The sequence below is a fragment of the Chitinophaga sp. genome (assembly GCF_036569185.1).
GTDB lineage: Bacteria > Bacteroidota > Bacteroidia > Chitinophagales > Chitinophagaceae > Chitinophaga.
Window position 1 is genome coordinate 1 of the sequence record NZ_DATCRD010000096.1, and the last position, 15,197, is coordinate 15,197.

Annotated in this window: 9 protein-coding genes; all 9 read left to right on the plus strand. The window is 48.2% G+C overall.

Going from position 1 to position 15,197, the window contains the following annotated elements:
* Window positions 1-170 precede the first annotated feature (170 nt).
* A complete protein-coding gene (locus VIM72_RS07315; RefSeq protein ID WP_332002181.1) occupies window positions 171-4,373 on the plus strand; it encodes a SusC/RagA family TonB-linked outer membrane protein in 4,203 nt (1,400 codons plus the stop codon).
* A gap of 35 nt (window positions 4,374-4,408) precedes the next feature.
* Complete coding sequence (locus VIM72_RS07320) at window positions 4,409-5,770, plus strand: RagB/SusD family nutrient uptake outer membrane protein (protein WP_332002182.1); 1,362 nt, start codon at window positions 4,409-4,411, stop codon at window positions 5,768-5,770.
* Between the two features lie 10 nt (window positions 5,771-5,780).
* A complete protein-coding gene (locus VIM72_RS07325) occupies window positions 5,781-6,494 on the plus strand; it encodes an RNA polymerase sigma-70 factor (RefSeq protein ID WP_332002183.1) in 714 nt (237 codons plus the stop codon).
* Between the two features lie 97 nt (window positions 6,495-6,591).
* Window positions 6,592-7,041 (plus strand): DUF2059 domain-containing protein, encoded by a 450-nt coding sequence (locus tag VIM72_RS07330; protein WP_332002184.1) that lies wholly within the window; start codon window positions 6,592-6,594, stop codon window positions 7,039-7,041.
* A gap of 69 nt (window positions 7,042-7,110) precedes the next feature.
* Complete coding sequence (locus tag VIM72_RS07335; RefSeq protein ID WP_332002185.1) at window positions 7,111-8,040, plus strand: ABC transporter ATP-binding protein; 930 nt, start codon at window positions 7,111-7,113, stop codon at window positions 8,038-8,040.
* A 12-nt stretch (window positions 8,041-8,052) separates the two neighbouring features.
* Complete coding sequence (locus tag VIM72_RS07340) at window positions 8,053-10,392, plus strand: Gldg family protein (protein ID WP_332002186.1); 2,340 nt, start codon at window positions 8,053-8,055, stop codon at window positions 10,390-10,392.
* Window positions 10,393-10,404: 12 nt separating this feature from the next.
* Window positions 10,405-12,741, plus strand: a complete 2,337-nt coding sequence (locus tag VIM72_RS07345; RefSeq protein WP_332002187.1) for an ABC transporter permease subunit — start codon at window positions 10,405-10,407, stop codon at window positions 12,739-12,741.
* 12 nt (window positions 12,742-12,753) lie between these two features.
* Complete coding sequence (locus tag VIM72_RS07350) at window positions 12,754-14,046, plus strand: MutS-related protein (protein WP_332002188.1); 1,293 nt, start codon at window positions 12,754-12,756, stop codon at window positions 14,044-14,046.
* Window positions 14,047-14,096: 50 nt separating this feature from the next.
* Window positions 14,097-15,197, plus strand: a 1,101-nt coding sequence (locus tag VIM72_RS07355; protein WP_332002189.1) for a TlpA disulfide reductase family protein, incomplete at its 3' end; no start/stop codon positions are given.

The following is a 15,197-nucleotide window of genomic DNA, read 5'->3' on the forward strand; positions in this document are numbered from 1 at the left end:
AAAACCGCCATGAAATGACAATTTTCTAAGGCCGCCAACAGGCTTTACGGGCTCCTGTGCAGCAATATAACTAATCAACCAAGACTAACAAAAAAGCCGGAAGCGTTCGCGGCGCATCCGGCAACATTTTGGGCGTCCTTCTTTCATGAACCCAAAAACTTGTCAAAACTATGAATTTTTATTCATTACAGGAATCTGTAATTACTAAACAAAACCAAAAACCATCCATTATCCCTTACACTAAAAAGATCAGGTTATGGCTGCTGCTTGCCGGAGTATTGATCTGCAACGCGGTGACGGCGCAACAAAAGATTACGCTGAATGAAAAAAACGCACCGCTGAAAAAGATATTCCGCTTGATCAATAAGCAAAGCGACTGGATCTTTCTCTACGAGAAAAGCGTACTGGATAAATCCGTGCCCGTAACGATCAGTGTGGTGAATGCGGATATCCGGGAAGTGCTGGATGTATGTATGAAAAACCAGCCATTGACTTACATCATTTCCGGCAACAACATCGGCATTAAATTAAAAACACGGGTACAGGCAGCCTCCAGCGAAGTACTGGAGGCACAGCAAACAACTGATGAGGATATTTCGATCACCGGGCATGTTACGGATTCCACCGGTGCGCCGATGGAATTTGTTACTGTTGTTAACCTCCCCCGTGGCGGGCGACCTAAAACATATGCCGTTACCAATCCGGCAGGCGACTTCCACATATACGGGCAAAAAGGCGACAGGCTCGTCTTCTCAACAGTTGGGTACAACAATGTGGAACTACGTTACAACGGGCAAAGCGCCCTTAATATCAGGATGAAGATCGCCCCAATAGAGATCAATGCCGTGGTGATAGACAATGTGAACCTCAGCAAAAAAAGAGTGCCCTTTACAGACACTATCGACATGACGCACCGCGGGCACCTGAACCTCGGGCAGCTGCTGCAAGGCACCATTCCCGGCCTTACACTGCAAAACACTTCCTCAAGCACACAGAAGATAGAATCCATCGATATGGGCGGAGCCATAGTAGGCGGTTCAACCATTCCCACCGCGGATGCGCTCCGCGCGCATTACCAGCAAAATCAAAGTATTTATGCCGCCAGGGGCTGGCCCACCTTTGATTCATGGATCAATTCTTTTAAAGGGCAATTGCGCTTCAATTACAGCACTTCCGTTTCCAACAACGGACTTGTGCCACAACTAAGAGGTGCAAGCGGCTTCAATGGCAACATGTCCGGTATGCTCATCGTGATCGACGGTTTTCCACAGGAAGGTTTTCCTGCCGATTACCCCATGGCTAACATCGAATCTGTAAAAGTGATCAAAGATCCGGAAGAACTGACCAAATGGGGCCCCAGGGCAACAGGCGGCCTGATTTTGATCACCACCAAACGCGGTACGGCAAACCAGTTACGGCTCAACTACGTTTCCCAGTTTAACTATTCCCCTACACCGCGGTATAACCGCGTTAAAATGCAGATGGCTTCTTCCGCAGATATGATCGATTACATGAGATCTGCATCAGACTCCGGGTTCCTCAAACTGGGTTCTAAAGATTATCCGCTCACCGGCTTCAATCTCAATTCCGCCGAACGGGTCTTCCAACGCTGGCAACAGGGCAGCATTTCAGAGGACGAATACAATTTCCAGCTGGATTCCCTCAGCAGTCTCGATAACGAAGGCCAGATGAGGCTCCTGCAACAGCAAGCCTATGGCCAGAATCAAACACTATCGCTTTCCGGCGGCGCCGGGATCTGGCGTTTCATCGCCATCGGCACCTACGCCACCAACCGTTCGTCTGCTCTCGGCAACAACAGCAAATCTTATCGCCTTGTGCTGAATAATGATTTTTCCCTGCTTAAAAATAAAATGCAGGCCCAGTGGTATCTCAACCTCGGACATTCTAATGACCAGACCGGCTTCAACGCTGATTTTTCCAGGAACCTGCCCTTCCAGTTGCTGGTAGATCCTATAACCGGTGACTACGTATACGATTATTCGAACTTCCCCGCAAGCGCCAACGAGGCCATTAAAAAATACGGGTTTATAAACTATGGCAGCAATAAGCTGGAAGATGCCCGGCTCAATAAGATCATGACCAAAAGCCTGGAAACCCAATCGAGGCTCAGCGTAGACTGGGATATTCTTCCTTCTTTGAAATGGTCCAACTCTTTACAGTTCGATATCAACAACAATAAAACGGATATTATAGACGATGCTGCGTCCAGCAAGGCAAGGCAGCTGTACAACGATTACGGCAGCCCTGTTTTTGATGATTTCGGAAATGTAACCAGGGTAGATTTTTATGTTCCCCGCGGAGGTGTTCTTAACAAATCGACCATAAGAATAAATAACTGGAATTTACGGACCGCGCTGCAATTTGACGAAAAGTTCGGGAAAAACCGTTTGTCCGCCACCATTAGCGGTTTCGGCGCAGCTTATGCGCAATATAAACCTTCCTTCGCCCCCATTTATGGCTACGATCCCCAAACGGGGAAAGGCCAGCCGGTGCGCCTGCCTTCTAACCCCCAGGATGGCATACTTAACCTGTACAGTCTTCCCCAACCTTTCTGGCAGGACACTTACGGCAGAATGGTGTATCCCTATACCTTACTATCAGCTATGAACGGCGATACGCTAAGAAACCGCAGCCTCAACTGGAACGCGAACCTGGTTTATTCCTTCGACAGCACTTATATGCTGAACGGTCAGTATACTTCCACACTGATACAAAGCTATGGCCAGCCTTCACCATATACCAGTCTTGATATCTACGGCGGTTCGGCGGCCTGGAGCCTGAGCCGGATGTCTTTTATGCGCATGCCCGTATGGATCAACAATATTACATTATCAGCCGGCATTGATGGTATCAGTATTCCCAGTCTTCCCAACGATATACAGGCATACCGCGACGTACAACCCAGCTGGAATAATTACTCCATACGTGTGCAGGGCTTTAACTTCGCCCAGCAACGCCGGCAGCGATCAAATAACATTTATGAAAAGCTGACAGCAGGCCTGCTGGACAACCGTATATCCTTTGACGTTGCATACAACAGTATGCGGATCAACAAAATAAACGAGAATGAGACGCTCATCAACAACATTGTAAAAAATTATGTAAGCATGGGCGGAAGAGTGAAGTTCAGGGAAGGTTTGCTGCAACTAATGGGCAGCTATGGTTATTCACTGGACGGAAACCCTCAAACAAATGCCAGGTTTATTTATGACATTGGAAAGGAAAGGTATTTCAATTCCAGGATCGTCAGCAAAATGATCGCGGATTTCATACTTCAGGACATCAGCGCATTCCAGGGCCTGGGACTGATGAATTCCACCAACCTGCCTTTAGCCGGCGGCGGCTTTTCTCCCGCTATCCCCGGGAGCCTCTCCATACTTCCCCCGCACGTAAAAAATCTTGAAGCGCATACCACGTTGGGATTCATCAACGACCGCTTTATGCTGGATCTCCGTTATTATCATAAAACCATAGCGGGAGTAAACTCCAATATCCGTATCCCCGCAGACCCCTCAACGGGATTAATGTCTAAAAACACCTACAGCAAGGTGGTTAACAAGGGAATTGAATTTTACCTGCAGGCAAAAGCAGTACAAAGAACCAATTTCAGGTATGTAATAACGCTGAACGGTGCGTATAATCAAAATATAGTGAAAGAAGTGCCGAATACAAACTTTTCAACAGACAGGGGATATCTCTTTGCCCCGCGAAACGGATATAGTGTAGATAACCTGTGGAGCTTCCGCTGGGGCGGCCTGAACAATACCGGCAGCCCGATGATCTACGATAACAAAGGGAACAAAACATCCACGCTGGATACCGCATCAGTAATGGCTGCCCTGGTATACAGCGGCGTAACACGTCCTCCGCTTACCGGGGGATTTATACAGGAATGGGACTACAAAGGCTTCTTTGCAAGGGTGGTGCTGGTTTTCAATTTCGGGCATGTTATGCGTGAATATATTCCCGTTCCATCACGAGGCATCGATTACAGCATATTGATCAAAGACCGGTGGAGGAAACCAGGCGACGAAGCGTTTACCAACATCCCTGCTATGTACGACGATGGGGTTGACGCTAACTTTCGCGGGCTCGTTACGCAGAATTCCACTTTTAGCATCATGCCCGCAGACCATATCCGGCTCCAGGAAGTACAGATAGGATGGCATGGAACCCCGGGAAAATTCCTGCAAAACTATTTTAAGGATTTCCTGGTATCCGTGCAGGCAATGAATCTTGCCTTATGGACACGCAACAAACTGCATGCAGATCCTGAATCCGTGCTGGGCTATGGCACTGTGGCGCTTCCGCTTCCCAAACAATTTTCACTCACTGTTAATATGAAATTTTAGAACCGATGAGATCTATGGGGAAAAAATATTTCAGGATGAATATGAAAAGAATGACACTCGCCGCGATGTGCACCTGTTTACTGCAGCTTACGGGCTGCAAAAAATTCTTTGATGTACGCCCGAACACGTCAGAAGTCAACCCGGTTGCTATCAGCGACTTTAAAGAGATGCTGAATAGCGACTCCACAGCACTCTGCAATTATGTGTTGTCTGATTTCATGAGCGATGATATACGGATCGAAGATGCACACCAGGCTGTTGATGCAAGAAGCGCGTATATACGGTCTTACCTTTGGTCTGAAACTATCTGGCAAGCGGGCAGCCAGGACCATACCTATAATTCCACCTACTCCAACATCCTGCAGATGAATATTATTATCGACAGGATTGACCGCGCAAAGGGCCCGGACAGCGAAAAAGAGCTTGTTCGCGCGCAGGCGCAGATCAATCGCGCGTCGTACTATCTCCAGCTGGCCAACATCTATGGTTTGGATTACCGTGCATCAAATGCTGCCACGGATCTTGCCGTGCCGCTCGTGACAATAGCAGACCCCGGGCAGTTGCCCTCCAGGGCTACGGTGAAACAGGTGTATGATTTCATATTGCAGGACCTCAACGCCGCAGTGAACACCTCCTCCCTGCCAGGCATGGGACAGGATATCATACATCCCGGGAAAGCGGCCGGTTACGCATTGCTGGCGAGAGCGTACCTTTACATGGGAAAATATGACGAGGCGCTTTCAGCCGCCAATGCCGCACTCAAGATCAATAGCAGGCTTTTAAAATATACAAAGGATTATACCCCTCCTTCCGTTCTTCTTGACCTCGCACAGCATCCGGAAATATTACTTGGCAGGATGTGCATAGATTATGATTTCTTCAATATCCGGCATGTGCCATTCTCTATCAGTCCGTCGCTGTTTTCATTGTTCAGCAGCGACGACGTAAGGTTCACCAACAATTTCGCCAACGGCATGTATGTTCCCGGCGATATCAATAGCTCTATCGCTTTTGATTACAGTGTACGGGTACCCGAAGTGATGCTGATAAAAGCGGAATGCCTTGCCAGGCAACAGCGTGCGGCCGATGCGCTCGCCCTTGTAAACGAGATCAGGAAAAACAGGTTGCTTAACTATCAACCCCTGGATCCTTCTACGGATGCAATGACAGCGGTGCTCTCTGAAAGAAGACGGGAGTTGTTCTGCCACGGCGGCTTGCGTCTTTTTGATCTCAAACGCCTGAACCGCGATCCGCAGTTTGCGCAAACACTGCAAAGGAAAGCGGATAATGGTACAGACGTGATCGCCACGCTGCCCGTTAATTCACCGCGATATTTAATGCCGTTCTCTCCTTTCGTCATAAACAATAATCCTGCTATTATCCAGAACCCAAGATAAACCGAATGCCATGATCACAACAGACCGGCAACCAGTGTGCCTGCCGCTTCGCCCGCAGAAAATATGCCTTGCAGGCGAAGCGGAATTTAACGGGATCGTAAGGGATCATTCAGCCAGGCTGATACGCATCGTTGTATGCCTCACGAAAAACCAGCACACCGCGGAAGACATCGTACAGGAAACTTTCCTGAAACTCTGGGAAAACCGGGCCACACTGACGCCTGAAAACGTTGGCGGATGGCTGTACCGCGTGGCATGGAACCTTTCTTTAGGGCATATCAGGAAGGAAGCAGGCAGAACGAAATTACATACGTTGTGGACAGATCTCTATTATCATAGTGCCGGAGTGGAAGAACAGCTGTTCCAAAAAGAAAATACAAAGGTCTTCAAAAAAATATATGACAGTCTCCCGGAAAAACAACAGGCGGTATATCATCTCAGCAAGATCGAAAATCTTAGCAGGATGGAGATCGCACAACAGCTGAATATTTCCCCTCATACAGTTAAAAACCATCTGGCAAAAGCCGTACAGTTTATGAAAGAACATCTCGGCGCCATCGCTTTGTTCTTATTATGCTTTGTGCTCAACAATATTTTTTTCAACCGCACTAGTACAAAATCCCGTCCTGTTCATTTATATATTAAACAACAAACAGAAAATAAAAAACCGGTATTCGCTTTAAGATCTAATGTCGCCGAACTGACAAACTCAGCATTCAGATAAAGCTTTTCCATTAACCCGTACAGCGGATGAATTCATGGCGTCTTCCATGGAAATGGGAAGCTTATGTCAAAAAAAATTTATCATCAAATACAAAAAAATGAAAGCAAAAACAGCATTACTGATTACCATGATGGCCTTTGGCTCATTTGCAGTGAAAGCACAGCAAGACACTACGAAACTTTACCCGAAGATAGAACAGCTGTTTACAATAATAAATATGGAACAGTCCTGCACCCAGGCCGCCAATGCAACCGCAGACCAGACCATAGCGAATGCGCCGCAACTGGCCGGTAAAAAAGACGAAGCGCGCGCTTTCTTCCTCAAACAAATGGGCTATGCCTCGCGTAAAAATGATCTCATCAGGATGTATGCTAAACATTATACAACGGAAGAAATAGAAATGCTTATTGCATTCTATCAATCATCTGCCGGAAAAAAGTTTATCGCCACCTCCGCGCAGATCCAGTTTGAAACAGCAGAGCTGATGCGCGAAAAACTACAGGAAGGCGCCGGAGAATTAAACAAGCTGCTTCCCGGTGTACAATGATTGGCTACTAAAAAATCCGTCACGGCGGAACAGACCAATCACAATGAAAAAATTTTAAACGCATATTTCATGACTGCTATTTTAAAAACGGAACATCTTTCCCACCGTTATGCCAGCACCTGGGCTATCCGTGATATCAACATCGAGATAGCGCAATCGGGTATTGTAGGGCTTCTCGGATCCAACGGCGCGGGGAAATCCACCACCATGAATATCATCTGCGGCGTGCTGAACCAAACAGAAGGGAATGTATTCATCAATGGCATCGATCTCAGGAAAAATCCGGAGGAGGCCAAAAAACAGATCGGCTTTCTCCCACAGAACCCACCGCTGTACACCGATCTCACGATCGATGAATACCTGACATTCTGTGCCCATCTGAGACTGATCGAAAAAAACAAGATCAGATCCGCCGTTGAAGAAGCGAAAGAACGCTGCAGCCTGGGCCACTTCAGCACCCGGCTTATCAAAAACCTCTCCGGCGGCTACCGTCAGCGGGTGGGTATCGCGCAGGCCATCATCCACAAACCGAAACTGGTAGTGATGGATGAGCCAACCAACGGTCTGGATCCCAATCAACTGATCGAGGCAAGAAAACTCATTCGTGACATCGCTATCGAACATTCTGTACTGCTCTCTTCACATATCCTCTCCGAGATCAACCTGCTCTGCAAAGAGATCATCATGATCGAATCTGGCAGAATGGTGTTCTCAGACAGTATGGACGCATTCAATAATTACGTGCAGTCGAAAGCGATACTGCTACGTATGGACAATCCGCCGGCCAAGACTGAAATAGTGAAAGTACCGGGTGTTACGCAGGTAGACGTTCTTTCGGAAAAGCAGTACCGCGTATATTTTGACGGTAGCCCTGAAGAAGTGACGGACAGGCTGATAACCGCCAGCGTAGAGCAAGGCTGGAAAATAAAAGAGATCGGGCCGGACAAAGGTCTGCTCGATGATGTATTTAAACAGCTGTCATCACAGTCTCCTCAATAAAGCGCCTCTTTCATGAAGACGATATTCCAGATAACAAAAAACGAGCTGCGCAACCTGTTCTATTCACCGATAGCGTGGTTCCTGCTGATCACCTTTGTGGTGATGTGCGGATATTTTTATACCAGTGTCACCTACTTATGGGCAAAGGCCACACAAATGAGCGCCAGCGCTTATCCCGACTGGCGATATCGCGCCACGCTCTCTGCCACTACTTCCATTTTCCTGGAAGGAGACAGTCTTCTTCTTAACGTACTGCAAAGTATTTATCTTTTTGTACCACTGCTCACCATGGGCATTATCAGCCGGGAGATCAGCACCGGCACGATCAGGTTGCTGTATTCCTCCCCGGTTAAGCTCAGCCAGATAGTTCTCGGAAAATACTTCGCGATGATGATCTACAACCTGCTGCTGGTTTCGGTTGTGGGCATTTTTATTATTAATGGTTTTTTTGATATCCTTTCGTTGGACTATGGCCCGCTGCTTTCCACGCTGCTGGCCTTTTACCTGCTGTTATGCGTACTGTCGGCCATCGGCATGTACATGTCCAGCCTCACCACCTATCCTATCGTTTCCGCGATAGCCAGTTTTACCGTTTTCTTCTCGCTAATGAACATAGGCCGTTTGTGGCAGGAGTATGATTTTGTGAGAGATATTACCTGGTTCCTGTCCATTCTCGGGCGCACCGAAAAAATGATCCTCGGGCTAATCGTTAGCAAGGATGTATTGTATTATATCGTCATCATCTGCATGTTTGTTGGATTTACCATATTGAAGCTGAGGAACGGGCGCGAAAAGAAGCCATGGTATATAAAAACGGGCAGACATATTGCCGTGGCGGCAGTTTGCCTCTTAATAGGGTTTGTCGGTTCGTTGCCACGTTTTTCGGGATATTGGGATACTACTGCAAGGAAGACCAACACCATCAGCGAACAGTCGCAACAAATCGTTAAGTCGCTCAACGAGGGGCCGCTCGAAGTAACGCTCTACACTAATCTCATTGGCCCCGGCGCCAAAGCGGGCCTTCCCGAATCACGCAACCGTTATCTTTCCGAATGCTGGGAACCTTATCAGCGTTTCAAAAAAGATATCATCTATAAATATGAATATTATTACGACGCTGACTCCACAGGTACAGGCGGCATAGCACTGCAGGACTTTCCCGGTAAAACAGTACCGCAGATCGCCGCTGAAGTAGCCAAAGTGATGCAGGTAGATACCGCTGATTTTAAAAGTCCGGAAAAAATGCGTAAAGAGATCGATCTGCGGCCGGAAAATCTTCGCCTGGTAATGCGCCTGAAGTATAAAGACCGCTCCGTTTTCCTTCGTACATATGGGGGTGGCGACTGGCCAAAGTCCATCAATACAGATGCCGCGCTGGTAAGGCTTACGGGCGCTAAAATGCCAAAAGTGGTTTTCGTTACGGGGGAGCTGGAAAGAAATATTTATAAAACCGGTGAAAGGGAGTATTCCAAAGATATCACCAATATGGACAATCCCGGCGCCCTGGTGAATATCGGTTTTGATGTAGACACCGTTGATCTTTCCAGGCAGCCTGTTCCAACGGATGCAAGCACACTCGTACTGGCGGATCCTAAAATACAACCCGGCAGCGCCGCCATGGAACAACTCCGTACTTACATTGATAACGGCGGGAATATGCTCATCAGCGGCGAACCAGGGAAACAACATCTTTTAAATCCCCTGGTACAAAAAACAGGTTTCCGGCTGCTCGACGGTAAGCTCGCCCAGCCCAGTGAGAACGATGCTCCCGATCTGATAAAACCATATATCACTATGGCCGGCCTGGAGATCATTCAGGAAGAACCCGCCCTTTTGCAACGGCACTACTGGCTGCACGGTATCCGCGACGATTCGTTGCCGCTTCCCATGCCTTCCGCCATGGGCATCACCGCCGCGGGCGACAGTGGTTTTGTTTCCACTGTGCTGGTAACTACCTATCCCGGTATGGTATGGTCTAAGATGGGAAAATTCGTGACAGACTCTGTACCGCCCGTGTTCAGCGCGCAGGAAGGCGATATCATGGAAAATACATTCCCCACGGTGATGCAGCTTAGCCGGAAGATCAACAACCGGGAACAGCGCATCATACTCTGCAGCGATGCCGATTTTCTCAGCAACCGCCTTTCCTCCGGCGCGCTGACAAGATCGTTCGTCCGCTGGCTGAACAACGACAGGATGCCCATATACTCCATCTATCCCTATGCCACGGATTCTATGGTCATTCTCCCCCCTCAAAGGGCCTCCATTCAGAAAATAGCATATGTATGGATATTGCCGGGCATTCTGGCGCTCCTGGGCACAGTATTACTTATCAGGAGAAAAAGGAAATAAACAAGCGAACCAATGAAGTTATTATTTAAAATAGCAAAGAACGAATTCAGGCACCTGTTCTATTCTCCCATCGCATGGTTCCTGCTGATCGTTTTCCTGGTGCAATCCGCCATCTTTTATACCATACCCGTTTTGAACGGCGCGCTTCTGCAGGATATGGCCAGCAAAAACGGGAATACGCTCAAAGGGGCGCTGGGTCAGGAATCGCTCACCTACCACCTCTTCCTCAGGGGTGGCCTTTTCACCTATGCGATCGGTAACCTGTATCTTTTTGTACCGCTGCTTACCATGGGGCTCATCAGCCGGGAAGCGAACAATGGCACTATCAAACTGTTGTATTCCTCCCCGGTACAGCTGCGGCAGATCGTTTTCGGGAAATATCTCGGCATCATGTTATTCAACCTGCTGCTGATCGGCATAGTGGCAATATTCATGATCGTCAGCGCATTTCAGATCGTGCATGTGGATGATGGATTGCTGCTTTCCGCCGCCCTCGGCTTTTACCTGATCGTGTGCACGTATTCCGCCATCGGCCTGTTTATGTCCAGCCTCTCCAATTACCAGATTGTATCTGCGCTCGCCAGTTTTGTGATCATCTTTATCCTTGGCCGTATCGGCACATTATGGCAGAAGTATGATTTTGTAAGAGACCTTACCTACTTCCTGTCGCTACAAAACAGAACAGGCAAAATGTTGTCCGGTCTTATCACTTCGAAAGACGTGATCTATTTTATCTCGGTATCGTGCATGTTTATCGGGTTTACGATGATCAGGCTGAGAAACGCCCGGGAAGATAAACCCTGGTTCCTCAAAGCAGGCAGGTACGCGCTGGTTTTCACAGCCACACTGATGCTCGGGTACATCAGTTCACGCCCCCGCTTCATCGCTTATTGGGATACTACCGCTACGCAGGTGAACACGATTCATCCCCGTACGCAACAGCTGCTCAAAGAGTTTGGCGACAGTACGCTGGAAGTAACGCTTTATGCCAACCTGCTGGACCAGAACATCCATCCCGGTTTGCCTGAAAACCGCAATGCAAGCTATATGGCCCGTTTCTGGGAGATGTACCTTCGTTTCAGGCCGGACATTACTTTTAAATACGAATATTATTACAATACGGCAGACAGCATGGTCTTTAAAATCATGCAGGGTAAAAATATCCACCAGATCGCGGCGGAATATGCCGAAAGCATGGACCTGGATATCTCGATGTTTAAAAAGCCGGAAGAAATGAACAGGCAGATAGATCTCAGGCCCGAAGATTACCGGCTTATAATGAAGCTCAAATACAAAGGCCGGACAGAGCTGGTTCGCACCTATCTCGATGGCTTCATCTGGCCGGATGAGCAAAATATGAATGCAGCCTTTAAACACCTGCTAAATGAGGAGGCGCCCAAAGTATTATTTGTAACGGGCGAACTGGAAAGAAATATCTTTAAGACGGGCGAACGCGAATACGCCGCGCATACCAGCATGAAACTCTCCCGCCCTGCGTTGGTAAACGTCGGGTTTAATGTAGACACCATCAACCTGGCAACGCAGGAGATACCGGCAGGCATTTCATCGCTTGTACTGGCCGATCCTAAAATGGACCTGGGCCCTGTGGTAATGACCAGGCTCCGCAACTATGTGAATAGCGGCGGTAATATGCTGATCACCGGCGAGCCCGGCAAACAATACGTGCTCAATCCCTTTCTCCGCGAACTTGGCGTACAGCTGATGGACGGTCAGCTGGTATATCCAACATACAACGAAACACCGGACAAGGTAATATCTGTTCACACAAACGCCATCGCCGGGCTTGCAGAGGAAACAGCGATGACAGGCATGAGAAAGGCAAAGGAAAAAGGAATAAAGTCGGATCCTGTTACTACGATGACACCCGGTGTTGCCGCAGTCAGCTATGCGAAAGACAGCCTGTTTAAAATAACCCCGCTGGCCCTGACAGACTCCGGTCGCTCCTGGCTGAAAATGAACGGGCTGGTGATCGATTCCACTCTTCCGCCGATGAACCCGCAGGAAGGCGACATCAAACTCCCCTCTTTCTGCACCATGGTAGCGCTCACCCGTAACATCAACGGCAAAGAACAGCGCATTGCCGTATGCGGCGACGCGGATTTTATGAGCAACCTGCGATACAGCTTTGGCCCCTTAAGAAATGCGCTTTACAGCTGGATGGATGATAACAGGTACCCGGTATACACCCCGCGCCGGCTGCCACTGGACATAAAACTGACCATCAACGCGGAAACCGCGGGAATACAAAAAACCTTTTTCATATGGATATTTCCCGGTCTTATCCTGATCTCCGGAATTGTAGTGCTGATCAGGAGAAAAAGGAAATAAAAAACAACTACTATGCTACGCACCGACGAACAGACCATCACAGACCTCGGGATATTCGGGAAAAGAGACAGCGGCGGTATTTACGATATATACAACCGCTCACATACACGTGGCGGGGAAACGCTGCTGGAAGAAATGTTCAGGAATCCCTTGTCCGACAAAGAAGCCATCAACAAACGCAGCAGCTGCATCGAAAATTTCGCGAAGTTACGCATCCCATTTCCATATACACCGTCTCTTTTCGACATGGCCGAAAAATATCTTGCCAGCGGTGAAAAAACTTCGCAGCGCAAAACAGACGAAGTAATTCTCGCTGAAAAGGAGATACAGAATGGCGTATCAGCTGTTATAGAATTGGTGAGGATTACAAAAGAATTTATTGGACGGCAGGATATAAAGGACATCAGGGCATATGCCTCCGAACGCGAGGTGCTCGCGTCGCTGCTGGCCGATCCTGCATTTGAACCTGTGCTCAGGGAACAGCCGAAAGGGAAATTGTCTTATGGCGCCGTAACCGCCTACGACGCGCTTTTCAGGATAAGTGAAAGGGAAAAGATAAAACAGCTCCTGCGTGGCATTTATTTCCTGGATGTATATCTTTCTGTAGCTGCCACCGCTGTGGAAAGGAACTTTGTTTTCCCCAGAGCGCTGGACAAAGGCGCCTCCGAACTCAGCCTCGAGGGCGTCTACCATCCTGCGCTGAAGCAACCCATTGGTAACAACATCGTAATGAATGCCTCGCAGAACGTGATCTTTCTTACCGGCGCCAATATGGCTGGCAAATCCACTTTCCTCCGCTCGCTGAGCACCGCGCTTTACCTGGCGCACATGGGTTTCCCGGTAGCCGCTAAAAGTATGTCCTTTTCCGTGATGGACGGCATCTATACTACTATCAACCTGCCGGATAATCTTGGTATTGGCGCAAGTCATTTTTATGCGGAAGTATTGCGCGTAAAAAAAATGGCAGCGGAGCTGGAAACCGGGCAGTCTTTCTTCATCCTCTTCGATGAACTGTTCCGGGGTACCAACGTAAAAGATGCACACGAAGCCACCGTTGCTGTTACAGGAGGGTTTGCCAACAAAAGGAATAGCATGTTCATCATCTCCTCCCATATCGTGGAAGCCGGCGAAGAGCTCCGGAGAAAGAACAATATCAGCTTTCTTTATCTGCCTACACGCATGAACGGGCATGTTCCGGAGTACACTTACAAACTCGAAAAAGGCATTACAGACGACCGGCATGGCATGGTGATCATACGAAACGAAGGAATATTGAAGATACTTGAGGAAGGTATTAAGAGATAAAGCCACCAGTGATCCACAAAATAAAACCAGATAACACAAAACGCATTGATATGAAAAAAATACTGCTGAACATATGCTGCTGCTTCCCTATACTGGTGAATGCACAGGAAAAAAAACAATTCGAAATCCGCGGGCAGATCGGTAACTGGAGCGCCCCGGCACGCATTTACCTCGTTTACATGAGCAACGAAACCACGAGAGTGGTGGATACTGTAGCGATAAAAAACGGCGCATTCACCGCTACCGGCGCCGTTGAAGATGTTACCATGGCCTGGCTGATGCTGGACAGGGCCGGCATCGGATACAACAACCTGAACCCGTCAAATTCAGATTATACAGGACTGTACGTTTACAACGAAAAAATAATGCTGCAGTCTGCCGACTCGATGAAAAACATTAAAGCAGAAAACACGCCTCTCAATGAAGAGGGACGACACTATTTTGCGGTAATGAACGACGTAATGGTTAAAGCAAATACATTGCAGCAGGAATGGATGGCCATACCGGACGACAAAAAGACCGCCGCTTTTAAAGAAGACTGGAAAAAGAGAAATGAGGCGGCATCCAAAGAGTTACGTCAAAAAAAGGAGGACTATATCCGTGAAAATCCTGGCTCCTATTTCAGCCTGCTTTCCCTGTACGATCTTGTAAATGAAAAACAGGACCCGGATGATCTGACAAAGCGCTATCATACACTTACCCCCGAATGGCAGAACAGTAAGATGGGCAAACAACTGGCGGCTGACATTGAAGCGCTGCGCAGAACTGCTATCGGGAAAAGTGCGCCTGCGTTTTCACTTCCCGATCAAAACGGTAAAACCATCCATCTTTCACAATTCAAAGGGAAATATGTGCTGGTGGATTTCTGGGCAAGCTGGTGCGGGCCCTGCCGCGGGGAAAATCCCAACGTGGTGAAAGCGTATAATCAATATCATCCCAAAGGGCTTGAAATACTGGGTGTTTCGCTGGACGACAATAATTACAAAACCGCATGGACAGCAGCAATCAAACAAGACGGTCTCATATGGACGCAGGTAAGCGATCTCAAAGGTTTTAAAAGTGAGGCAGCGCAACTGTATGCTGTAAAAAGTATTCCGCAGAATTTCCTGATCGATCCCAAAGGTGTGATCGTTGCGGTAAACCTGCGCGGC

What these genes read in the sequence shown, in the direction of transcription:
- VIM72_RS07345 (WP_332002187.1), top strand. Translation starts at nt 10,405, where the DNA reads ATGAAGTTATTATTTAAAATAGCAAAGAACGAATTCAGGCACCTGTTC.
- VIM72_RS07320 (WP_332002182.1), top strand. Translation starts at nt 4,409, where the DNA reads ATGAATATGAAAAGAATGACACTCGCCGCGATGTGCACCTGTTTACTG.
- VIM72_RS07325 (WP_332002183.1), top strand. Translation starts at nt 5,781, where the DNA reads ATGATCACAACAGACCGGCAACCAGTGTGCCTGCCGCTTCGCCCGCAG.
- VIM72_RS07330 (WP_332002184.1), top strand. Translation starts at nt 6,592, where the DNA reads ATGAAAGCAAAAACAGCATTACTGATTACCATGATGGCCTTTGGCTCA.
- VIM72_RS07335 (WP_332002185.1), top strand. Translation starts at nt 7,111, where the DNA reads ATGACTGCTATTTTAAAAACGGAACATCTTTCCCACCGTTATGCCAGC.
- VIM72_RS07350 (WP_332002188.1), top strand. Translation starts at nt 12,754, where the DNA reads ATGCTACGCACCGACGAACAGACCATCACAGACCTCGGGATATTCGGG.
- VIM72_RS07315 (WP_332002181.1), top strand. Translation starts at nt 171, where the DNA reads ATGAATTTTTATTCATTACAGGAATCTGTAATTACTAAACAAAACCAA.
- VIM72_RS07340 (WP_332002186.1), top strand. Translation starts at nt 8,053, where the DNA reads ATGAAGACGATATTCCAGATAACAAAAAACGAGCTGCGCAACCTGTTC.